The sequence below is a fragment of the Pseudoalteromonas maris genome (assembly GCF_049257235.1).
Taxonomy (GTDB): Bacteria; Pseudomonadota; Gammaproteobacteria; order Enterobacterales; family Alteromonadaceae; genus Pseudoalteromonas.
The window spans coordinates 1-24,118 of sequence record NZ_JBMMUF010000017.1 but is presented as its reverse complement, the minus strand read 5'-3'; the positions used below and the strand labels follow the sequence as shown (position 1 = coordinate 24,118).

19 protein-coding genes and 1 pseudogene are annotated in these 24,118 nt (G+C 45.1%); 13 read left to right on the top strand and 7 right to left on the bottom strand.

All coding sequences use genetic code 11. The annotated features are described in order from the left end of the window. A partial coding sequence (locus AAEU32_RS15665) for a transposase (RefSeq protein WP_421971474.1) occupies positions 1-89 on the bottom strand: 89 nt, incomplete at its 3' end. A gap of 188 nt (positions 90-277) precedes the next feature. Here AAEU32_RS15665 and AAEU32_RS15660 point away from each other — a divergent pair. The 3 genes from AAEU32_RS15660 to AAEU32_RS15650 are packed head-to-tail and all read left to right on the top strand — an operon-like array spanning position 278 to position 1,485. After that, entirely contained in the window at positions 278-496 is a 219-nt protein-coding gene (locus AAEU32_RS15660; RefSeq protein WP_421971473.1) for a hypothetical protein, read from the top strand. Between the two features lie 10 nt (positions 497-506). Continuing rightward, complete coding sequence (gene ppk2, locus AAEU32_RS15655) at positions 507-1,160, top strand: polyphosphate kinase 2 (RefSeq protein WP_421971472.1); 654 nt, start codon at positions 507-509, stop codon at positions 1,158-1,160. Between the two features lie 10 nt (positions 1,161-1,170). Next, positions 1,171-1,485 (top strand): hypothetical protein, encoded by a 315-nt coding sequence (locus tag AAEU32_RS15650; RefSeq protein WP_421971471.1) that lies wholly within the window; start codon positions 1,171-1,173, stop codon positions 1,483-1,485. Positions 1,486-1,573: 88 nt separating this feature from the next. Here AAEU32_RS15650 and AAEU32_RS15645 read toward each other — a convergent pair whose 3' ends face one another. Both AAEU32_RS15645 and AAEU32_RS15640 read right to left on the bottom strand, forming a co-directional pair. Further along, complete coding sequence (locus tag AAEU32_RS15645) at positions 1,574-4,192, bottom strand: TonB-dependent receptor plug domain-containing protein (RefSeq protein WP_421971470.1); 2,619 nt, start codon at positions 4,190-4,192, stop codon at positions 1,574-1,576. Between the two features lie 526 nt (positions 4,193-4,718). Continuing rightward, positions 4,719-6,731: a fused MFS/spermidine synthase gene (locus AAEU32_RS15640; protein ID WP_421971469.1), complete on the bottom strand. Its 2,013-nt coding sequence runs from the start codon at positions 6,729-6,731 to the stop codon at positions 4,719-4,721. Positions 6,732-6,966: 235 nt separating this feature from the next. On the opposite strand from AAEU32_RS15640, the gene AAEU32_RS15635 reads away from it, so the two are divergent. The 7 genes from AAEU32_RS15635 (at position 6,967) to AAEU32_RS15605 (ending at position 14,295) form a co-directional block, all read left to right on the top strand. After that, positions 6,967-7,863, top strand: coding sequence for a cyclase family protein (locus AAEU32_RS15635; protein WP_421971468.1), 897 nt, complete (start codon positions 6,967-6,969; stop codon positions 7,861-7,863). A gap of 357 nt (positions 7,864-8,220) precedes the next feature. Beyond that, positions 8,221-8,904 carry a c-type cytochrome gene (locus AAEU32_RS15630; protein WP_421971467.1) on the top strand — a complete coding sequence of 228 codons (684 nt, stop codon included), beginning with the start codon at positions 8,221-8,223 and terminating at the stop codon, positions 8,902-8,904. A gap of 6 nt (positions 8,905-8,910) precedes the next feature. Then, a complete protein-coding gene (locus AAEU32_RS15625; RefSeq protein WP_421971466.1) occupies positions 8,911-10,176 on the top strand; it encodes a cytochrome-c peroxidase in 1,266 nt (421 codons plus the stop codon). A 66-nt stretch (positions 10,177-10,242) separates the two neighbouring features. Then, the gene (locus AAEU32_RS15620) at positions 10,243-11,766 is read left to right on the top strand and encodes a parallel beta-helix domain-containing protein (protein WP_421971465.1); all 1,524 of its coding nucleotides are present in this window, start codon (positions 10,243-10,245) and stop codon (positions 11,764-11,766) included. 112 nt (positions 11,767-11,878) lie between these two features. Then, on the top strand, positions 11,879-13,315 hold the full coding sequence (locus AAEU32_RS15615) for a coniferyl aldehyde dehydrogenase (RefSeq protein WP_421971464.1): 1,437 nt from the start codon (positions 11,879-11,881) through the stop codon (positions 13,313-13,315). A 468-nt stretch (positions 13,316-13,783) separates the two neighbouring features. Further along, the gene (cspE, locus tag AAEU32_RS15610; protein WP_421971463.1) at positions 13,784-13,996 is read left to right on the top strand and encodes a transcription antiterminator/RNA stability regulator CspE; all 213 of its coding nucleotides are present in this window, start codon (positions 13,784-13,786) and stop codon (positions 13,994-13,996) included. Positions 13,997-14,127: 131 nt separating this feature from the next. Further along, positions 14,128-14,295: a hypothetical protein gene (locus AAEU32_RS15605; protein WP_421971462.1), complete on the top strand. Its 168-nt coding sequence runs from the start codon at positions 14,128-14,130 to the stop codon at positions 14,293-14,295. 72 nt (positions 14,296-14,367) lie between these two features. Here the strand turns inward: AAEU32_RS15605 and AAEU32_RS15600 are convergent, their stop codons facing one another. Further along, complete coding sequence (locus AAEU32_RS15600) at positions 14,368-14,679, bottom strand: hypothetical protein (protein ID WP_421971461.1); 312 nt, start codon at positions 14,677-14,679, stop codon at positions 14,368-14,370. Between the two features lie 291 nt (positions 14,680-14,970). Here AAEU32_RS15600 and AAEU32_RS15595 point away from each other — a divergent pair, with 291 nt between their 5' ends. After that, on the top strand, positions 14,971-16,443 hold the full coding sequence (locus AAEU32_RS15595; protein ID WP_421971460.1) for a serine hydrolase: 1,473 nt from the start codon (positions 14,971-14,973) through the stop codon (positions 16,441-16,443). Positions 16,444-17,024: 581 nt separating this feature from the next. On the opposite strand, the gene AAEU32_RS15590 is transcribed toward AAEU32_RS15595, so the two are convergent. Then, positions 17,025-18,107 (bottom strand): AraC family transcriptional regulator, encoded by a 1,083-nt coding sequence (locus AAEU32_RS15590; RefSeq protein WP_421971459.1) that lies wholly within the window; start codon positions 18,105-18,107, stop codon positions 17,025-17,027. A 65-nt stretch (positions 18,108-18,172) separates the two neighbouring features. Beyond that, positions 18,173-20,788, bottom strand: coding sequence for a TonB-dependent receptor (locus AAEU32_RS15585; RefSeq protein WP_421971458.1), 2,616 nt, complete (start codon positions 20,786-20,788; stop codon positions 18,173-18,175). 472 nt (positions 20,789-21,260) lie between these two features. On the opposite strand from AAEU32_RS15585, the pseudogene AAEU32_RS15580 reads away from it, so the two are divergent. Next, a pseudogene (locus AAEU32_RS15580) lies at positions 21,261-22,617 on the top strand (alpha-amylase family glycosyl hydrolase). A gap of 52 nt (positions 22,618-22,669) precedes the next feature. On the opposite strand, the gene AAEU32_RS15575 reads toward AAEU32_RS15580, so the two are convergent. Further along, positions 22,670-22,861, bottom strand: a complete 192-nt coding sequence (locus tag AAEU32_RS15575; RefSeq protein ID WP_421971457.1) for a DUF3185 family protein — start codon at positions 22,859-22,861, stop codon at positions 22,670-22,672. A gap of 162 nt (positions 22,862-23,023) precedes the next feature. Between AAEU32_RS15575 and AAEU32_RS15570 the strand changes: the two genes are divergently transcribed. Beyond that, positions 23,024-23,476 carry an ASCH domain-containing protein gene (locus AAEU32_RS15570; protein ID WP_421971456.1) on the top strand — a complete coding sequence of 151 codons (453 nt, stop codon included), beginning with the start codon at positions 23,024-23,026 and terminating at the stop codon, positions 23,474-23,476. Positions 23,477-24,118: the final 642 nt, after the last annotated feature.

Below are 24,118 nucleotides of genomic sequence, written 5' to 3'. Positions count from 1 at the left end.
TGACGGCACACTTCCTCAACTTTTCTACCTGCATCAACTTCTTTTAATACTGCGATGATCTGAGATTCTGTATAGCGTGATTTTTTCATAGTCGTCTCCTGCATTTATCATTACAGAAAACTCCAATTATGTCTGTCTCAGTTTAGGGGAAGTGGACAGCTCTTAGTGTCCCGTTTTTAGATGTAGATCAATTTTAGTTGCTCTCAAAGGCATATAGTAAAGATCTGGAATGTTAATTTAGGTACAAAAGTTCGTTCATTTCTTACAAGGAGTCTCTATGCAGACACACAACGTCGCTCCCAAATCAAGCACGCTAAATAACAGCGCATCAGATGAGCTTATATTCGATCTGAGTGTTAAAAATCCAAGTTTAAAGTGGAACGCTGATGGCAATTACCCCTATTCTCGTAAAATGGATGTGGTGGAGTATGAGCGTCAAAAGCATGAGCTGCAGATTGAGCTATTGAAAATGCAGGGTTGGGTAGAAAGACACTAATCAGCGAATTGTGATCGTGTTTGAAGGGCGTGATGCTGCAGGTAAAGGAGGCACCATTAAGCGTTTTATGGAACACCTTAATCCGCGAGGGGCTAATGTTATCGCGCTGGAGAAGCCCAATGCCCGTGAGCGTAATCAATGGTACTTCCAGCGATACATACAGCATTTACCAACAAAGGGAGAGATTATCTTATTTGACCGCTCTTGGTATAACCGTGCTGGCGTAGAAAAAGTGATGGGGTTTTGTGATGACCAAGAGCACTTGGAGTTTATGCGTCAAACTCCACAGTTGGAACGCATGTTGGTAAACAGTGGTATTAAATTATTTAAATATTGGTTCTCAGTTAGCCGTGAAGAACAGTTTAGGCGCTTTAAATCACGTCAAAAAGATCCCCTAAAGCAATGGAAGCTAAGCCCTGTGGATATGGCTTCATTGTCAAAATGGCATGATTACAGTCAAGCCAAAGACGCTATGATGTTCCATACACATACAAAAGACGCGCCTTGGACACAGATCCGCTCAGACGACAAAAAGCGTGGACGCATCAATTGTATGCGTCATTTTTTAAGTTGCTTGGATTACCCCGGCAAAGATCATGATGTGGTTGGCCACGCTGATCCGCTAATCGTGGGAGAGCCAACGACGATGACGCAACGAAATTAAGGAGATGAACATGGGGAAATTGATTTCGAAGTTGGAAGATAGGCTCGCTTCGTTGGAAAAAATCATTGCCAAGAGCAAAAAAGAAGTTAAACGCACCGCAGAAGTTGCCAAACAAGCCACCGAACAAGCTCAAGCAGCGGTGGATAAGGCGAAAGAAGCGCAAAGCGCAGCAGACAAAGCCAAAAAGCGTCTCAAACTCGCTACCAAAGAGTTAAAAGAGGCGCAAGTGCTGAAAATAGCCCAGAAGAAGGCTTCTAAAAAATCAGCGATAAAGCGAGCAAAGCGACTGGCCAAAAATAAGAAGGCCAAAACTGCCAACGCGTAGTATGCACACAGTGGCAAACAAGGTGGTTTTCTGTTCACCATTAAAAAAGGCGCCGATGGCGCCTTTTTACATAGATTATGCTTAATGATTAAAAGCGGTAAGACGCTGATACGTAAGCAAAACGACCTTGGCCACTGTGAGTTGTGTTCACAAAGCCCATAAAGTCATGGTGACTATATGGAGGTTCTTCGTTGAACAAGTTAGTAACACCAAGGGTTAGGGTTGTGTTGTCAAAGCCTAGGTAGTTGTAGGTCACATCTACCGTTGTCATCGAGTCGATAGTCTTGTCACCAAAACCTGCATCGGCATCGCCTTTAAACTCACCAATGTAGTTGATTGCAAGGCTCGCGCTCATGTCGTCTTGACTCCATGTGCTTGCTAAGGTCCAACGTACTTCAGGTTGCTCAAAGTCACCTTCTTGGGTATTCAAACGTTGACCACCGTCCGCACCTGGGCGCAGATCTTCATACTCCAACACATAGTTTAGGTTGTAGTTGAAGTTGAAGTCACCAATGTCAGTGGTCAAGCCATATTGGGTATTGATATCAAGACCGGTTGTGTTTAAGTCACCAATGTTTTGGAATGAGTCATAAATCACTACCACTTCACCTGGGTCTCCCGGTGTTGCGCTAGGTAGACGCTCGACTACATTTGGATCATCACCGAAGTTAGTGAACACAAACTGGGTGTCAGAGTCGATGATGTCTTCAATCTCGTAGCTGTAATAGTCAACTGAGAATGATAGGTCGTCGTTGATCTCATAGATCAAGCCTAAGTTATAGCTTTCAGACTCTTCTGGACCCAAGTCTGGGTTACCTTCAAATACCGCAGTGTATTCTTGTGGCTCACACGCTTTGTTTACGTTACCCACAGCAGCACAACGAACACTGTCCACTAGGTTAGGAGATTCGTCAGTACGACCTAGGCCAAGTTGATGTAGCGATGGTGCACGGAACGCTGTACCCCATGAGCCACGCAATATCATTTGATCTGTCGCTGCAAAACGGAAAGACACTTTAGGGTTGGTTGTGGTACCAAAGTCACTGTAGTCTTCATGACGCGCAGCTAATTGAACTTCTAAGTTATCTAGTACAGGAATCGCAAGCTCAGCAAACACTGATGTGTTGTCTCGAGAACCATTAGCCTGAGTTGCCTCAGTACCAAACACTTCGCCGCGTAAGTATTGATCATCAGGGTTATCGCTGATGGTCTCTTCACGGTACTCTGCACCTACAGCAAGCATAAGCTCACCGTGTTCCATCTCCATGATTGGACCAGAGAAGCTTGCATCAAAACTGCGGTTGGTAGATTTACCGATACGAGTAGTCGTCGTCTCGATGTAGTCTAATGCTTCTTGGCTGTTGCTCGAAGGTTCGAACGGGTTCCATAAACCGCTGTCGATTGCTTCTTGTACACGACGACTATTAGGGAAGCCATCTACACCCATTTCGGTGGACTCACTCTTGATGTAGTTATACGCAACTTCCCATGACCAATCGCCAATTTCCCCTTCAAAACCTACGATAGCACGGTAGTAGTCGGTATCGGTTTCTTTCTTACGGTTACCAATATCAACAGTACGGCGGCGCATTGTTAAGTCTTGACCAAAGAACTCGTGCGTAGGTATGTCTGCAAATGGATGATTTGGGTTATCACCCGCCATAAATAGCTCGTTAAAGCTTGGGCTACCAGCACCTTTGGTGGTGGTGCGGGCGTTTTGACCATTTAGTTCTGTGAACATACGCATAGAGTCGTTCACTTCAAACTTACCCATGTAGTTGAAACTGAAGCGCTCAGTGGCTGGCACCATACTCATATACGGCGCGTAGTCGTAGCGACAAAGGTTGTTCGCTAAGTCGCGATCTGCTTCAGGACACACGTCATTGCCGAAGGTATCGATGATACGGTTGCTCGGATCAGACGCCAGTGCAATTGTGCCAGGGATACCTGATGAACTGCGAAAATCAACCGCATCTGGGTCGTTAGGGCGCAATGCCGCTTGGTTTGCTGAACGTGAGTAATCACGATCTGCATACAGCACTTCATCACGCTTGTAATAATCTAGGATAAAGGTGTGTTTGGTTTTGTCTGAAACACTGCCCCAAAGCATACTGATGCTCTGCTCTTCACCGCCACCATCTGCGGTGCCACCTACTTTGCCTGAGATCTCAACACCTTCGAAATCATCTTTAAGTACAACGTTGATTACCCCAGCGATAGCGTCAGAACCATAAGTTGCAGATGCGCCATCCTTTAGGATATCAACACGTTTGATTGCCGAAAGAGGAATGTTGTTGATATCAACAAACGCCGTATCAATGCCTTTGGCAAATGGAGAAACTGAAACACGACGACCATTTACTAGGATCAGCGTTGAGTCTGCACCTAGACCACGCAACGAAACACTCGAACCACCGTTAGCGGTATCATCTGAGCTGTTGCCTTGGGTAGAGAATGTGCCTTGACCGGAAATAGGGAGTTTTGTGAATAGACCAATAAGGTCAGTTACACCTGTGTTGGCGATTTCTTGTTCGCTCAATGATGTAACCGGAGAGGGGCCTTCCATATCTTGGCGTTTGATATGTGAACCCGTGACTTCAATGCGCTCTACCTCTTCACCGTCAGTTGCCGCAACGCTACTGCCGCTGAAAAGGGCAATGGATACCGCACTTGAGACAAGTGCTAACTTGCTAATTTTGTTTGTCATAATGAACTTCCATTCGTTTATTGTTAGGAATTCCGTGGTAATACATTGAACTAAATAATTAATTCAAATTAAGCATTTCATTAACATGTTTAGCACACAATATTCAGGTTCGACACCCCCAAAACGTCTTAAAATGTAATAAAAATTGTCATTTGTAACGTTTTTTATCCGCTTTATCTGTGCGTTTTAGGTGTGTTTTTGCCAAGGCAGAGAATTTTTAGTGATTTGACGGTGAGTGATAATTTTTCTTTAACCTTGATGGTTATTCTTGCGCGGATAGTAGGCAGTTAATTACTATTTTGAGAACTTTAGCGCGAATGTTTTTGCAGCTTTTGAGTACACTACATGATGTTTTAGTACTTTAGACACTAAAAAGCGGGCTAGGCCGTTTTTTGTTTGTACCTAAAAAGTTCGTAATGGGAGCGCGTGCGCATCCTAAAAACAGCACATGTTTCTTGCTCCCAAACAGTCATACCCTTTTGACTTGATGGGGGTAAACTACATACTTTTCATGTGTTTATGTGTCTTACTCACCCATAAATTTCATTGCTTGGAGCAAGTTACTGTAGTCATCTCGCCAAACAAATGGGGCTGTGTTACTGGGCCATAATGAGCGGCTACTCATAAACGGGCTCAGGCTAGTCGCTGAGCGACTAAGCAATACCCAACGCACATCATGGCCATGCTCCTGCTGCGCTTTTGTTTCACCGTATACAATATCCAACTCAAATTGCTGTGCTAAACCACGCATCAATGGCGTGAGGTCTAAATGGGTGTTGGAGATATGCACCGCAAGTACGCCGTCATCTTTGAGCTGGCTCAAGTACAATGAGAGTGCCTCTTGAGTCAGCAGGTGCATAGGGATGGCGTCGCCACTAAATGCATCGAGCACGAGGGCATCAAATTGCTTAGTCATTCCTTTGGCATATTGTTCACTCAGCGTCACTCGTCCATCACCAAGATAATACTCAAGCTTCGCCTGCGACGTGTTCAGGTAACTAAATTGCGCCTTTGCTGTGGCCAGTACATTAGGGTTTAGCTCATAAAAGGTGTAGTGGTCTTCGCTTTTGCCATAGGCCGCAAGCGTGCCCGCACCTAAGCCAATAAAGCCTACTTGTGAACCATTTGGCAACTCTGCTAACAACTGCCCAACAAGGGTTTGCCTACGATAATAACTTTGCGGTTCGCCTTGATCTGGGCCTGCAATCACCTCCACGCCGTGAGTCGTGGTGCCATCAATCAATCGGCGCTCTGTTTGTCCATCAATGTCTACCTCGGTCACGGTTAACAAGCCGTAGAAGTTACGTAAGCGCTCAATATCGTTACTTTTGAATTGCCCATCGAGCCACAAAAATAATCCTGCTGCTAAACAGGCACTCACTAGAGCAGACCCGCCAAGCAGTTGGCGTGCATGGGCTGAATTATCAAGCCACATGCACATTGCAAAGAGCACTAATGCCATGGCGATAGCCAGAGGATACTCGTAATACAAGGTGAAGACTTGCGGCGCAACAAAGGTAATGAGTGCCGTACCTAGAGCGCCGCCGAGCGCCATAATTAAGTAAAATTGGGTCAGGTATTGTGTGTGTGGTTTTGCCTTTACTAACTCACCATGACACACCATACAGGCAGCAAATAGCACCAAAGAATAGAGGATCACTTGGCTTACAATGTCGAACTGGCTACCAATAAAAAACAAAAAACAGCCAATAAATGCCGATACCGCCAATATCGCCAACCAAAATAGTCGATGATAGGCTCTTGGTGAGTGGAAACACAGTACGAAAGTAAGCAGGTAGAGCGCTAAGGGCAAGATCCAGAGAAAAGGCACTGGGGCGATGTTTTGTGTCATTGCATTGGTGCTAGCAGTTAATGCCATAACACCACAAGCGCTCAGTGCTAGCCAAAGTAACCACTTACTGTGCACGCCACCTTTAAAGGCACTTTGCTCAGTAGTTCCTAACTGCACAGCTTGTTTGTAAAAATGTGCCATGTACGCATAAAAGGTGGCCGCAAAAGCGATAAATACGCCACTCCATAGCCATGACTGTTGTTCGAGCCCAAGCCAAGGCTCCAACGCGAAGGGGTATGAGAGTAACGCTAAGAATGAACCAATGTTCGAGTAACTATAGAGTTTGTAGGCATGTTCGTTATCCACTTTGGCTTGCCAGCTTTGCATCAAAGGTGCAGTTGCTGCCAGTGCAAAATAGGGCAAACCAACGGCCAGTGCCAGCTGTGCCAATACAGCCAATGCCGGGAAGTCACTGTTGGACTCAAGGAGTTGAGTTCCAATAGGGAGACTGATCGCGCCAGCCAATAGCACCGCGCCATGGACGAAAAATTGCTTTTTCAGCGCGAGGCGGCTTGAGATCAGGTGAGCATAACCATAGCTCGCAAGTAAAAAGGTTTGAAAAAACAACAAGCATGCAGTCCATACTTGGGTTCCGCCGCCGAAACTGGGAAGCAACATTTTGGCCATAATGGGTTGCACTTGGAATAGCAAAAAGGCGCTGAGGAACACAAGAATGATCGCAAGCATGAAAACATAAGCCCTAGAGTGGATAAAAAGCGACGCAAATGTAGCACAAATTGGCACTGGGCAGAAAGTACAGAGGTTCGCGGTATCATGTTGGCTGGTTTTGTCGCGACGTCCACCCTCGGTGGATGGGAATGTTTACATCGATGTACTGCCTAAATTTCGCTATTACAACGAATATTGCACGCATTGCCTTATACTTCTTCACCACTAAAATAATAAGATAAGGGATTGAAAGATGGACCTATTTAATAAATATATTCGCACAGCCTTGCTTGGCACAATATTGGCGTTTACAACTCATGCATATGCCAATAACAGCGATCTCGCAAAGCAGCTTATGTCAGCACAGGTGATTGAACTCAATCATGTTTGGGACAACAACTCGCCACTTTTGAGTTTTAACCCACCATTTTCAATGGCTTCTTTAGATAGCCACAAAGATACTGCGGGTATGATCCCCCAGCTATCTTTTGCGGCCGATATGATGTATTTCAGCGGCCAGCATGGTGCACCGAATATCGATGCGATTGGCCACATTGGCCACAACGGCAAAGCCTTTGGTGGAATTAGCACGGATGACATTGATGGTGCTAGAGGGTTAAAGTCACTTGGCATCGACGAGTACCCAACAGCAAAGCTACTCAATCGTGCGGTTTTACTCGATGTTGCGCGCTATAAAGGCGTAGACCATCTGCCTGCAGGTTATGAAATTACTGCGCACGACTTAGAAGCCACAGCGAAGGCGCAAAAAGTGGCTATTGAAGCGGGAATGTCTGTGCTTATTCGCACTGGCTTTGGGCAGTTTTTTAACGATGATAAGCAAAAATACTTGGGTTTGCGCCCAGGTCCCGGTGAAGAAGCGGCAAACTGGCTGGTGAGTAAAGGGATCTTTTTAACGGGCGCGGATCAGCTCAGTTATGAGGTGGTTCCAGAGTCTGGCACTATTTTCCCTGCGCACCGCATACTGTTGGCAGATAACGGTATTTATATTGTTGAAAACATGAATCTTGAAGCGCTAGGTGCCACTTTGGCACAAGCAAAAGACTATGAATTCATTCTGGTTATGAATCCGCCGCGCGTGCGTGGCGCGACCGGTATGGCCGTGAACGCCTTTGCTATCTTGGGCAAATAGTTCACATTCGCCAAAGTATTAATGAACCTTATGCACCACGCATGCAGTGGCGCATATTTACCTCAATACCTACCTTGTTAGTCATTCTTTAAGACATGTTTGCTACCTATTTATTGGTAATAATCGACTGCTTTTTCCTGTGTATTTAATAAAATCACAGGTTCATACAACTACTTTGTTCTGGATGAAACAAAAAACCGGAAGTGTTCAAACTGTTGATTTTTAAGTTTAAATTTTCGTTTTTATTATTCCGTTAAGCAATTTTTAGAATTCGTCAGACTTTTTTTATAATCCGTCAGCTATTTTGTGCCTAGCTCCATATAGTGAACTTAACGTAACCACCAAGTGAACTGAGCTATGAGCTGTATTCGTTTTATCTCACCTTTGTATTTTCGCCACAGCTGCACCAAGATGAGGGCAGTCATCAAGGTAATAGCGTCGCTTTGTTGTGGTTTTCTTATTGCACCTGCAACCTACGCTCATTCTACTTTGCTAGAACAGCCTGCGGCCTACCAACAGTGTGCTGCGTGTCATGGCCCAGCCGCGCAGGGGAATGCGCAATTAAATGCCCCTGCACTTGCTGGTCTTTCAGAGCGTTATTTGAGTCGTCAATTAATCAACTTTAAAACAGGTATGCGTGGCAGCCATGAGCAAGACACGCTCGGTCAGCAAATGCAGGCGATGATGAAGCCGCTCAGTATTGATAAAGATATTCCCGAACTTGCCGCTTATCTTGCGAAATTAGTTCCTGCTCAGCAAGGGGCACAGCTCAAGGGCGACCTCACTAATGGCACTCGTTATTATCAAGGTAAGTGCGGGGCTTGTCATGGCGGCACGGCACAAGGTAATGAAGCACTTAATGCACCACGTTTAGCGGGGCAAAGTAACGATTATCTCAAGCGGCAAATGCGTAACTTTGCCACCGGCTTGCGTGGCACCCATGCTGATGACAAATACGGTCGGCAAATGGCGATGATGGCTAAAACCACCTCTGGTAAAGAGCTTGATGACATTCTTTATTACATCTCGCTACAGGAATAGTGCACGATGACTAAGCTAAAAGCAGGTTTAGTGATAAGCGTGGTGGTGATACTTGCTTACCAAAGCGTGCAAGCGCTTGGCATTATGCCACCACAGCAAGTCAGTAACGTTACTCGCACAGTGCAAAGTACAGGCGAAGTCGCTACAGATGCATCATTTGCGTTGTCGCAGCACTGTCCCCCAAGTTTTGAATTAACTGATGACGGAGTATGTAAACTGCTTACTCAATATCAGTTCTATGACTCAGTGCAGAATAAAGGGCTGGGCGGTACCCGCACTAACTTGCCGCCACACCGCGACGGCTTTACGCCAGAACAAATTGACCTAGGTCGTTATTTGTTTTTTGACCCAATTTTGTCCAAAGACGGCTCGCTGTCTTGCGCCAGTTGCCATCAGCCAGATAAAGGGTTTAGCGATGGTCAAGATCGCAGTGTGGGTATAACAGGTGAAAAAGTGGCTCGCTCTGCGCCGACCCTGTGGAATGTTGCTTTTGTTGATAAGTTCTTTTGGGATGCTCGCGCCACAACCCTTGAAGAGCAAGCTACTGGGCCACTATTCGACGCCAAAGAAATGGGCAACACTCCTGCGAACCTGCTTGCCACCTTAAACGCCAACACACAATACAATGCGATTTTTAAAACTGCATTCCCAGAGCAATTCTTGGCGCAAAATGGCATTGGTTTGTCGCAGATTTACACGGCGCTTAGCGCATTTCAGACATCGTTAATATCACTAAATAGTCGTTATGACCGTTACGCCCATGGTTATCACGAAGCCCTCAATGAACGTGAAATAAGAGGTATGAATGTATTTCGCTCGTTTGTTGCGCGCTGTGCAGAGTGTCACCAGCCGCCATTATTTACCAACAACCAAGTAGCCGTCATCGGCGCACCAGAGCCAGACGGGCTAGCTTTTGATATCGGTGCTGAAAAAACCTACAACGCACCTAAACTGCGTGGCGGATTCAAAGTGCCCACACTTAGGAATATCACACAATCAGCGCCTTACATGCACTCTGGTCGATATGACAACCTGCATGACGCTGTAAAGTTTTATAACGATGGTCGCGGTAATGCAGTCCCTGACGATCAAGATTTACTGCTGCACTGGCATATCTCTGAACCCAATTTAACCGATGAAGAGGTGCAATTGTTAGTGGAGTTTTTAGGCACACTCACTGATGAGAGTTTAACGCCGCAAATTCCTAGGCAGGTGCCGTCAGGGCTCGCTGTAGTAGACGAAAAGTATGCACAAAACCGTGCTTTGCAGTAACACGCGTCGTGTTGATTAAGCACACAACAATAAAAATAAACGAACATCAATAATGCGGAGAGTAAGATGGCGACAAAGAAAGTAATAGGTGTGCTGATCGCAGCAGGTGCCTTTGCCGCGGGTGTGTATCTGGGCAGCAGTCAAAATTCGGCACCAATTATCACCAACAGTGCCACAGGTGCTAGTTACAGTGGTGGTTACGACAAATCAGCGGACGCTGAGTTAAGCACATCAACAAAAAAATCGGCGGTCAAACAGCGTACCGACGCTGGCAAAACCCATGTGGTTAACGACGGCCAGAGCATTATGGCCGCAGTGCAAGGGGCGCAACCGGGTGACACTATTCAAGTTATGCCTGGCACCTATCATGAAACGGTGTATATCGATAAAGACGACATTCGTATTATTGGAGTGATCAAAGACGGTAAGCGCGCGACGCTTGATGGCCAAGGCGTACTCAATGATGCATTTTTATATTCAGGCAATAACTTCGTGGTTGAAAACTTCCTTATCACCAAATACAAAGGCAATGGCGTGATGGGGCAGGCGGGTAACAACTTTGAAATCCGCAACAACATTATTGAAGACACAGGCGTGTACGGTATTTTCCCGCAGCTTGGTAAAAATGGCATTGTGGAGTACAACGTTATATCTGGTATTGAGGATGCCGCTATTTACGTGGGGATGAGTGATAACATTCATGTTGCTCATAACGATGTGTTTGGCAACGTTGCCGGCATTGAAATTGAAAACTCGCGCCACGCGATTGTTGAAAATAACAATGTGTATAACAACGCAGGCGGCATTTTAGCCTTCATCACTCCGGGCCTGCCGATTAAAACTACCTATGATGTGATCATCCGTAATAACTTTATTTACGACAACAATCATGTCAATTTCGGTGCGCCTGGCTCCATGGTTGCCAGCATCCCATCGGGCACGGGGATTTTGATTATGGCATCAGATGATGTGGTGGTTGAAAATAACATTATTAAAGACAACAAAACCACCGGCATTCTTATCACCGACCATGCCAATGCGCCTGGGGTGACGACAGATCCTGAGTCAGATCCTAACCCTGATGGCATCAAAATCTTAAACAACATGATGTATCACAATGGCTACGACACCATTGATGAAGTGAAAGCCTTGATGCTTACAGAGTTGAAGCAGGGCGAACCGGATATCGTGCGGGTGGGTAAGTCACACGACAGCTGTATTATTAATCGTCATCGTTATGTCACTGTTGGTGTAAGCTCATGGGCAGAGTGCGAGTTTACCAATACGCATAACATTGTAACTTATTTGCTCGATGAGCCTGTGCCAGCGCGTGTCATTGACCCATCTGAGCGCGGTAAAGTGGTATACAACGGAGTGTGTGCAGGCTGTCACACCTACACTGGGCGTATGATTGGTCCGCCAATTCAGATAATCCAAGCCTTGTATATGGATAACCCTCAAGGTATTGCTGACTTCATTGCCAACCCAGTTAAAAAGCGTGAAGACTATCCAGAAATGCCACCGCAAAATTACTTAGACGAGCAAACGCGATTGGCGGTAGCCGAGTATTTATTGGCACAAACAAAATAGGGATCCAACCTGAGCAGAGCGAGTCAACTATATTAATGCGTGGTTGGCTCGCTCTTTTATGTATAATTTTCTCACGTTCTCGTTTTTGACCGCGACATTGAAAGAGCCTTTAATGCCAATGAACAACATGCAAAACGAATACACACCGGTTACTGAGCTACAGCGCATTTATGATGCTCAGCGCACGGCGTTTGACAATAACAAGTACCCAACCATCAGCGAGCGTGTAGCGCAACTTAAGCTGCTCAAGAAGGTTGTGCTAGCACATCAAAGTGACATTATTGCCGCCATCAGTGAGGACTTCAGTCATCGCAGTGCGGATGACACGCGCTTAGCTGAACTACTGACTTTTGTTGAGTGTATCGACAGCGCCATAAGCAATATTCGTAAATGGACTCGGGTGTCTAAACGCAAAACGACACTGGTGTTTATGCCTGCAAGCAACAAGGTGGTATATCAACCTCTTGGCATAGTCGGCATCATGGTGCCGTGGAATTACCCGCTATTTTTAAGCTTAAGTCCGCTTGTAGCGGCTATTACTGCTGGTAACAGTGTGATGTTAAAGCTCTCTGAGCATACGCCTGTCTTTAACCGCTGTTTGAAAGGCTTGATAGAGCAGGTGTTTGGCGAGCATAAAGTAGCTATTACCTTAGGGGATGCCGAAACCTCAACTGCCTTCACCGCACTGCCTTTTGATCATCTGTTTTTTACCGGCTCTACCGCAGTGGGCAAATTGGTTATGAAAGCGGCCGCTGAGAACCTCACGCCAGTGACCTTGGAGTTAGGAGGTAAGTCGCCAGTGCTCATTAGTGACAGTGTTGAAATCGACATGGCCGCTGAGAGAGTATGTTTTGGCAAATCACTTAACGCGGGGCAAACCTGTGTAGCACCGGATTATATTTTGTGTCCTGAGCACAAAGTAGCGGAGTTTGTTGAGGCCTACAAAAACGCGTTTGCGCGTATGTACCCGAGTATTAAAGTCAATGATGATTATGGCGCTATCGTCAATGAACAACAATTAGCGCGCTTACATGCTTTGCAGCAAGAGGCCGAAGACATGGGGGCAAAATGCACCGCCATTAATCCTGCGAGTGAGGATTTTGCTGGCACTCGCAAAATGCCTCCGGTGATCATCGAAAATGTCAGCACGCAATCGCGAGTGATGAATGAAGAGATATTTGGTCCATTGCTACCGATCATCCCTTATTACACCTTTGAGCAGGCAATAGGCTTTATTAATGCACGGCCGCGACCTCTAGCGCTCTATTTGTTCAGCACTAAAAAGGCTGAGCATGACAAAGTGATCAACGCCACGCACTCAGGTGGTGTATGTATTAATAACACCATGACACATTTAGCGCAGGTTGATTTGCCATTTGGTGGCATTGGGCACTCTGGCATGGGGCATTATCATGGTTTTGAAGGCTTTCAGACTTTCTCTAAAGCGAAAGCAGTGCACAAAGCGGGCCTGTTAAACATTGGCAAATTGCTTTACCCGCCTTATGGCAAGCGTATTCACCAGCTGTTTTATAGGGTGTTTGTTCGTTGATGGTTCAGTGTGGTGGCGACATTCGCGCCACCCTCACACGTTACTATTCTCTGAAAGCACGATGCAAAAGTCGCGGCACATTGTAGGTTATGGTGATAGTGTTCGCGGTGGCGGTTGCACTTTCTACAGCTTGGTTTTATTGATGTTATTAACTTAATGCTTTGATTTTAAAGGGCTAAAAAATCTTATTTTGTGAGCAGGCGTCGACTTTATAGATAGTTTGATAAATAAAAATCCCCTTATTTTGATAAAAAGATATACATTGCTCGTTATGTAGCGTACCCTGCCTTGGCTTTGGAAAATTAAAGCTTTACCTGTTACTGCACTATGCACCTCTCTTTCTTCTTTTATTAATCTTAAGTCGAACTAGTATTTACATTTGCTCTATTGGTTAATGTTTTACGTGTTTTTCTGATGCTATATCGATGATTTTTCTCATCAATTATTTTTTAATAAAAGGTTTTATATATGTCTAATACAGTAACTGGTGTTGTAAAGTGGTTTAACGAAGATAAAGGTTTTGGTTTCCTAACTCCTAGTGAGGGTGGTAGCGACGTGTTTGTACATTTTCGTTCAATCGTTTCTGAAGGCTATAAGTCGCTAGCTGAAGGTCAGCAAGTGAAATTTAATATCGAGCAAGGTCAAAAAGGACCTCAAGCAGCAAATGTTGTTGCTATCTAATCGATAGTAAATTTATATACAAGGTTAGTGCTAACTAACCTTTTAATTATCTACCGTAATACTCTCTCCTTGAATTACCCTTCATTAATTGTCTTACAGTACACCCACAACTCTTAATTAAAGTTATCAATATGATCCAAACATTCAACGGCGCTGTTGTAAATGCACAGCCTCCCATCGCAACTATCTCTGTAAATAAATTTTGTGTGGTTTTTAAAGACCGCAATGCGCTCAAGCGCGTTAGCCTAGATAGTGCAATAGAAACACGACAGTTTATTAATTGGCTGCTAACCATGTAAACGAGTTAGCATCATTAATAGCATGAGTGACACAGGTGTCACGATACGCCACCATGATGACAATGTGGCGAGTTATTCCTCTTCGTCATCATCTGCATTAAATACTAACTCTTGCATCTGCTCGGGTGTGAATACAAAAAAGTATAAATCATCAATGCTCGACAGCGCCTTGCCTACAAGGTTGGCATAATCCCCTGCGTCGGTATCTAACCAATACCCTTCGAGCACCCCGTTTTTAAGTGGAAAATACACACTTTCACTGGTTGGTACCGAGCCTGCTGAGTCAAACACATAATCTGCATAATGTTCATGGACGGTTTTCACTAAGTCGCTTTGTTGCTGTTTGCGCTGCCCTAGTTGGGTTATTAAATTTGATTCTGGCATGTATCTCTTCTTTAGGCTGTTACGTCACGACAGTACAGCTGCCGTGCTAGGTCTTACTTACAATTTATAGTATGACACTGTGAGCGTTTAACATGCGGTAAATTTAACGCTAAAGCAATCATTAATCACAGCACTTGATACTTATCTAGTGGGTTACGTATTGCTACTGAATTAGTACATGGGTAAGGTAGTTTAAAATTTATAACATTTTGAAACAAAGTACTTTTTCATAAATTCATTGCTTACATTAGAATGCGGCTCACGCAATTATGTATGAGTAATGGAATGAACATGTACAAGAAGAATAACAGGCGTTTGGGATTTTGCTTTTGGTTGTCAGCTTTGTTGCTATCTAACACTTCAGTGTGGGCAGCAACCGACGCCGTGGATGAATACATCACAGAAGTGATGCAGCAAAGGTATATTCCTGGGCTGCAACTTGCGGTGGTTAAAGATGGCAAAATAGTAAAGCAAGGCAATTACGGTGTGGCGAATATCCAGCACCAAGTTGCAGTGCAAGAGCAGACCCTTTTTCCAATTAACTCTATGACCAAAGCGTTTACAGGTGTTGCTATCATGCAGCTGGCTGAGCAAGGTTTGCTGCGTGTTGACGATGAAATTGGTCAGCACCTTGATGGATTACCACACAAATGGCGGAGCCTAAAAATCAACCAACTTATGGGCCATACGACCGGCTTGCCATATATTCTTTCACAAAATCACCCGCTTGAGACTATTGTGCTCAAAGATGTCGAAGCATCGTGGCAAGAAGTACAAAAACGTGATTTTCAGTTCACCCCTAATGCTCGCTTTCGCTACAACCAAACGGGTTATGTGATCCTTGGTAAAATTATCGATAAATACATGCCACAAGGGTTTGCAGCTTTTATCACTGAGCAACAATTAGCGCCAGCCAATATGGTGCAAACTGCCGATGCAGGCTTTGATTACCTTGAGCGAGTGGTGCCTCATCAATCGAGCCAATATCTGCATCTTGGGGCTGGAAAATATCGAAACTTCTATGGCGAATTCCCATACATGCTACAAACAGCTGCGGGGCTAAGTAGCACAGCGACAGAACTGGCTAACTATATTATTGCGCTGGAGCAAGGCGAGCTCGTGAAAGATTTAGATACCTTGTGGCGTCCTGTACGTTTGAATAATGGCCGCACAGAAGGGTTTAGTAATCTAGAAAATGGCTATGCGCTTGGCTGGCAAGTGGTTCAGCGTAAATTCCACCGAGGCGTAAGTGCCAGTGGCGCTGACGCGAACACCATGATTTATTACCCAGACGATAAAGTGTCTGTGATTGTCTTAACGAACTTAATAGGTTCCTTGCCTATTCAATTTGTAGACAACATTGCTGCTCACTATATTGAAGGGTTCAACGCACCACACAAACAAAAAGTCTACCAGCCTATGGCGTATTTAGAGCAGCTTCTAGAACAACAGGGTTTTGATGACTTCAAGGCGACGTTCACGCAAGCCCAAGAAGACACGGGGGTGATGTATGACCTTGAGATCCTGACCGAATGGTGCAGCACACTCGTCGCTCAAGGGCGTGAACATGACGCCATTGCGGTATATAAAGTGGCATTGTCTTTCAATAATGAACACCCTTATATCTTAAGCGCCTTAGCTGAGGCGTATGAGTCTCTTGGGCAATATCAAAAGGCAAAGCAGTATTACCAACGTATTTTGGTACTAAATGCAAACAGTCAATATGCACAAGCGCGACTGCGTGCTGTGCAGGAAAAGCTCTAGCGCGGGCTTGTAGGTCAGGCTTTAGCCTGACAACACAGGAGCAGTTACCTAGTAGCCTGACGATGCACTATACCAAAGAGCAAGGCTGAAGCCTTGCCTACACAAAACCGAACATTTCTTGTAGGTCAGGCTTTGCCGCCAAGGACGGCGGTACTAGGGTAACGCAGGAGCAGTTACCTAGAAGCCTGACGGTGCACTGTGCTAAATAGCAAGGCTGAAGCCTTGCCTACACAAAACTGAACATTTCTTGTAGGTCAGGCTTGAGCCTGACGATGCACTGTGCCAAAGCGCAAGGCTAAAGCCTAGCCTACACAAAACCGAACATTTCATGTGGGCAGGCGTGAGCTTGACGATGCACTATGCCAAAGAGCAAGGCTGAAGCCTTGCCTACATAAGGCTAAACATTTCTTGTAGGTCAGGCTTGAGCCTGACGGTGCACTGTGCCAAAAGAGCAAGGCTAAAGCCTTGCCTACATAAGGCTAAACATTTCTTGTAGGTCAGGCTTGAGCCTGACGGTGCACTGTGCCAAAAGAGCAAGGCTAAAGCCTTGCCTACACAAAACCAAACATTCCATGTGGCTATTAATTGGTACCCGCTTGCTTTCGATAGGCGGTAGGCGTTACACCGTGGGTGTTTTTAAAGGCTTTGTTGAAAGAGCTTAGGCTTCTAAAGCCGCTTTCTAGTGCCAAGGTGAGTACTGGCAGGTGATCGAACTCGCTACTTGAGAGACTTTGAGAGACTTCTTTGATGCGATAGTAGTTCAAGAAGTCATTAAAATTACGATAGCCAAGTTCTTGGTTTATTAGATTACGTAATTTGTATTCATGAATCGCTAAGTGCTTAGCAAGCTCTGAGATGGTCATACCATCTTGGCGATAAAGCTGGTCTTGCTCCATAGATTGAATCACCTTGGCCACCTCTTGAGACTGCTTTGAGAGCTCAACCTTGGTGGATTCATCATTTGTTTCACGCAAGACTACTTTTTCAAATAAGCTTGATTCTTTCAATTTGAATAACAGCACATTAATAGCAGTTAATAAGGCTGCTAACGACGCGCTGATCAGCACATTTAAGCCTTGCCATTGCACTTTGAGCACTTGTTCTAGGGCGATCACGACGATGATGTAAAGTGCCGATACCGCAATGACACCGCCGCGAATGTAGCGACGCTCTTGTACTAAATCGTCGCGCCAGTAGGTGATGGAAATAACCAAAGCGTGGCCAATTAGCACCAACTCAAGTGCAAGCATGCCATATTTAATGAGGCCATGAATGGCAACATAGTCTGCCAAGGTCATTGAAAACGCGACTTCAACAAGGCTGCTTAGCAGTGGCACAACCATGGTGAGTGAGGCCACCACATATTGCCAGCGATGTAAGCGTGTGTGGTCGCCAAATACACTCAAACTAACCAGCCAAAACACGCCGGGTAGGGCGTTGAGTAGTGCTTTAGTCAACCAGTCTAATGGAGAGTAAGGTGCAGATGTTACAAGGGAGCTAAGTAAGTAACCACTTGCACACACCATTAATGCGATAAATAAACCGATAGACGGGTTTTGTTTTCTGAGCGGGAATAATATCAGCGCGCACAGTGTTGCTTGCGCTAGGGCAAAGTGAGAGAAAAAATCGGCCATGAAAATAAGGATATAAGGGTCGGACTGCAAAACACACCCCATAGAAACACAAAAGAGAAAAGAAGCCAAGCAGGGAACTTGGCTTCTGGGTTTTTTTAGAACGAGTACTTCACGTCAATACCCATTTCTAAACCGCGATTAATACGCACAGCCGGTGTGCCAATGACATCAGCCGTGAGATCGGCAAACCCCACTACACGGCGCTCATCAAGTAGGTTTTTGCCCCAGATACCAATCTCAAGGTTATCGGCGTCATTAGCCCACGAAATGCGTGCGTTAAGATCTTTCACATCTTTGTAGTATTCAGAGATAGTAGCGCGATAGCTCTCAATGCCCGCTTGGTTACCATTATTATTTTCAACGAACGCATAATCCATGTGAACATTCGTGGTACCTACGCCAAAATCTGGCATCCAATCAAGAGTTAAAGTGTAATTGAGGCTCGCGTTGTCTGAACGACTTTGCGCTTCAATTAAGTCACCTTGGCCATTGTAGAAGGTCGGCGTTTTGGTATCTGTTGAACGAATTTCTGATACCACCCCAAGGGTTAGACTCTTGGTTGCCATCCAGCGTAAGTCAATTTCAGCACCTGCAATGTCTTTATCTAGGCTGATAATGAGCGGAATTGCTGTGGTATCGCCTGGGCGTTTAGATGAAATACTATTTTGTAGGTTCTCAAGGCTTAAGTAATACGCGCTGATATTGGCGACAACTGTGTCGGCCCAAATACCCTTGTAACCTACTTCAAAGTTAGTGGTATCTTCTGGGTCAAAAGCCACAGGAACACCTGCTGCGGTCGCGCCCAAAGAATCATAACCACCTGATTTATAACCCGTTGAATATGAAGCAAACACCATATCGTCATCAGTGAATTGATAGCTCGACACTAATCGTCCGGTGAGCTTATTCCATGAATCTGATGCAGCATAATCAACGGCATCGAAAAGTAGGTTATCGAGAGGAATTTGCGCGCCGCCTTGCATTGCAACAATGCTGTTGATAGGCACCGTGGCAAAGTTATTGATTGGTGTATTCCAAGTAAAGTCTTTGCTGTCTTTGGAGTAGCGCAAACCAGCAATAATATTCCACTTATCATTAATGGCGTAATCGATGTCAGCAAATACGCCCCAGTTAGTGAAATCACCAGTATTGTTCACGGTCTCTTGATAGAAACGTCCCGCATACTCAGGGCCAAATAGGTTTGGTACATAGGCCGGCAAGAACTGTGGTGGAACCCCAGGGTTTGCAAGTGCCGGTAATTGGGTCGATACAATATCGTACGTTAAGTTGCCTGTAGCGTTAACTATATCTGCACTCAGAGGCACGCCAGGCATACCAATGGCCGCCATAATTGCGTCGCCTAAGCCAAGCATATTGAGCGTGTTAGACCACTCATCTGCATTCCACATATGCTCCATACCTGGCACCATACCGCCTGTGAGCGCGGCAATCTGGCGGTTTAAATCACCTGTTACCAAAGTCGCATAGGTATCTGTGGTCATATTGAGTTCTGTGGTTTGGCTTACGTCTTCTTTTGAGTACGAGAAGCCTGCAACTGCGTTGATTTTGTCGCTTACGTAGTTAAGCTGTAACTCAGTGTAGAAAATATTTGAGTCTTCATTATTTGAGGTATCAAAGTAGTGGCGAATGTCACTGGTGCCATCTTCATCTTGGCGGTTAACCGTTTCCCAGTCGCGATAACTCATCACATACTTCATTGACCATTCGTTATTGAAGGTGTGGTTTAGTTTGGCTGTCACGCCATACATATCTCGCGCTTCAACACCATTGCGTACGTCGTTTTCGGCCTTTGAGCCCATGTAGTCAGCGCCGCCATTGTATGCGTATTCACTGATACCAATAGCCATGGCAGGGGCTTGCTCTAGGTCATCCCAATCGTAAGAAAGTTGGAAGTTAGTGTTGTCGCTGATGTCCCAAAGCAATGAGATGCGCGCAGCGTCGTGGGCTCGCTCACCCATTTCCCATTTCTTGTGCTCAGCATTCCAAGCAGAGTTATCAAGGTTATCAACAAACCCGTCTTGGTTGTTCGACAGGACATTAGCGCGCACATAAATGTTATCGCCAAGCGGCACGTTAATCATGCCTTCATAGCGCTGCAGGTTATCCGTGCCAAGCATGGCTTTAACAAAGCCCTCAAACTCATTATTTGGCGCATTAGGCACCATATTGACCACACCCATCGCGGCATTACGGCCAAACAGTGTCCCTTGCGGGCCTTTTAGCACTTCAATGCGCGCCATGTCTGAGAACATCACATTTTGCGCTGCGCGCGGCATGTATACGTCATCGTAAAACGTTGCAGAAGAAGGGTCACCACCAACACTAATGTTTGGACTGGAGATACCACGCATGCTCACCCCTGATTGGGTCATGCTGTCATCGCTAAAGCGAAAGCCGGGAATAAACTTATCAATGTCGCTCAAAAGCAAAGAGCTTGTTTCTTCAATAGTGTCGGCTGATACGGTACCAACGGTGATCGGTACTTTGAGAATATTTTGCACCCGCTTTTGCGAGGTCACTGTGATCACTTCGAGATCTTTGTCTTCTTTGTTTGACTCTGTTTGCTCTGCTGCGTGCAAAGACAAAGGAGCAACAATAAATGAAGTGATGAGCGCCTGCGATAACGCGCGCATTATCTTATTTGGCTTTTGGTTGTGCACAGCGTTTTGATATGCAGGTGCGTGTGTCATAGTGTTCTCCCCACAGCTTTCGCTTGTTGTAATTATTGTTTGAGAGGCGACGTTTTTATGGCCATTGTTGAGGTGGCTTTATCGTTGTCGTCAAGACCACTATAAGCAGCTGGCGACTGAAAAGCTTAACTGAAATTAAAAAACACTGACGAATAATGAAATAAGACTGACTGATTTTTAAAAAATCTCATCAAAAGTGCAGCATTGTTGATGTCTTCACGTAAAAACGTGATTAACAGTAAACCTGTTCAGAAAGTGAAAAAATAACATAGCGCTGCTCGTGGGTAGTCATTTGTATTTATATATCAGTTATTAAGGTACATAGTTGACGGGCTAAAGGGTCGTTTTATGGACTACCTTTAATGTAAATGAACAGTGAATACGTATGCAGAAAGTTGTTGCATACAACATCTGGTGTTTATATTTCAGACAACTCTTTGTTCCTAATAAAGGCTTTTATATGCATGTTTACATGAGAATTTTGTTAGTACTAGTTGTTGGTTTTTTTGTAATAGGCTGTGTGCAAAAAACGACCGCAATCAACCCCTTTGATCCAGAGTCTTATGTAAAGATTACTCATCCCCAGTGGTCTAAGAATGCGGTGCTGTATCAATTAAACACCCGCCAATTTACCGCTGAAGGATGCGAGAAAGCAGCTGCCACGATTAAAGGATTTAGGCGTTGATATTATCTGGTTAATGCCCATTCACCCTATCGGCGAAGAGAATCGCAAAGGCTCGCTAGGCAGCCCGTATTCGGTAAAAGACTATCGCAAGGTCAATCCTGAGTTTGGTACCTTGGATGATCTCAAAGCCTTTGTTAACAAAGCGCATGAAATGGGCATGTATGTCATTCTTGACTGGGTTGCTAATCATAGTGCTTGGGATAACTGGACGCGCTATGAGCATCCAGATTGGTATGACCGCGATTACAAAGGCAACTTTCGGCCTACGCCATGGTGGGATTGGTCAGATATCATTGATTATGACTATAGCAATCCTGAACTACGTCAGTATATGACCGAGTCTATGAAATACTGGGTTGAGGAAGTGGGTATTGATGGTTATCGCTGTGATGTGGCCGGATTTGTGCCTGTTGATTTTTGGAACCATGTTCGTAAAGAACTGGATGCCATCAAACCTGTGCTAATGCTTGCAGAGTGGGAATCTCGAGACTTACATGCCGAGGCATTTGATATCACCTATGCATGGTCTTGGTCTGAACATATGCGCAAGATTGTTGAGGGGCACGCTGATGTAAGTGCACTCTTCATTTATTACTCATGGAATGAAAGTGCATTTCCAGCAGAGGCATATCGTATGGTCCATGTTGCAAACCACGACACCAACGCATGGGAAGGCACCATGTTTGAGCATTACGGTGATGCACTTGAAGCCGTTATTGCTTTGTCTGTGGTCGGCGAAGGCTTCCCGATGATGTATAACGGCCAAGAAGCCGGTAATGATCGACGACTAGCTTTTTTTGAGCGCGATCCTATTGATTGGCAGCCACATCCAATTGGCGACTTATATAAAGCTCTGTTTAAAATCAAACATGAAAATGAAGCGCTATGGAATGGGCAATTTGGTGGCCGTATGGTGCATGTGCCTAACTCAGCGCCCAAAGAGGTATTGAGCTTTGTGCGGGCTAAAGGTGAAGACAAGGTATTTGCCGTGTTTAACTTCACTGATAAGGCTCAGTCAGTGAGCTTTGAGGAGCCATTATTCATTGGCTCGTATCGCGATGCTCTGTCTGGCGAGAAGCACGACATTGACGCAAATACATCACTTGCACTGCCTGCATGGGGCTTTAAAGTTTTCGTGCGTTAAACAACCAGACACAAAAAAGCCCGCGTACCGCGGGCTTTCTTATTTAAACAGCTTATTTAAGCTTAAATACGCCTAGGGCAACACACACTGCACCGCCTATCATGCCAATCCACGCTTCGATAGGAGTTTCGCCATTCAGTGAGCGCGTTAACTGTGACTCCATTGCGTCATATACGTTATAGCCCCAAGCAACGAGTGCAACACCAGCGATAATTAAAATAATACCTAGAATCTTACCGTTCATAATGACCTCTGTTTGTTGTTATTTTCAAATCGAACGGTATTACTCTACACATAATTGATGCTAAATGCATGTTAATTGTGCCTAAATTGAAAACTTGGTTGCGTATGATTACTATCACTGCACAATGGGCACTGAGTTTGATTTTTACTGGGGAATTTGGCGGTGGATAAAAGTGTTGAGAAGATGCAATGTGCCTATTTCGCACAACAAAACTTACCGTATCACGCGTTACCTAGCTGGTATTACTGCGACAACGAACACGATGCCAATGAATGTGCGCAGTTGGTTTTGCAGGGAAAAAAGAGGGCCACATCGACTTCTTTGTGGTGGTTTAAAGCCAATCAAGAGCCTTTGCCTCAAGAGGGGGATTTAGCCGTGGTCACCACCTTCGCAGGGGAGGCTGTGTGTATCGTTAAAACCGTTGCAGTTGAAATCGTTCCTTACAACCAAATTAGTGCTGAATACGCGGCTTTAGAGGGAGAGGGTGACCAATCATTGGCATATTGGCATCAGGTACACTGGCCTTATTATCACCGCGAGTTAGCAGCCACCGACTATACACCCAGCGAAGACATGCCCATCGTATGTGAACAATTTGAAGTGGTGTTCCCGTAAACACCTGCAAGGCTAAAGCCTTGCCTACATAAAACTAAACATCCCTTGTGGGTCAGGCTTTAGCCTGACGATGCACGCAGGAGCAGTTACCTAGTCACCTGACAATGTAGTGTTAATTGATAGACCTGATCCCGGTAGCGACGACACCGAAAGGAAAGTGACTACCTCTCGCTCGATGACACACTGCACAACAAAATCAGGGCCTGCAAGCGCGAATCACATCGCTCCTTTGTTATATGAAAGGGTAGCGTTGAATTCACGAGTTTAACTCACAACCAAACCCGAACTTTTACATGTAACTCATTTGTGCCCCAAGACGTGGTTAGGCGAATTACTCAAAAGAGCGAACTTCGGCCGTTCAAAACCGCTTTTCTATTTCGTCAAAGTATATTGCTTGCATAGTCATGAAAACGACCCAATCGCTCGTTTTTGTCCTGAGAAAAAAGTTAGAACTACAGCTTTTTAGTAGTAATGGCAATTAGTTAAGAAGTTTGTTACAAATGAGTCATTCAGAAAAGCGAGCGACGCTGTGGTAGAAAAACGCGCGATTCGCTCGCTATAAACATGTTATGTGCAAAGGGATTTCGTGCGAATATATCTAATTTTCATTGCTATTGCTTTGACTGCATGTGCTAGCACTAA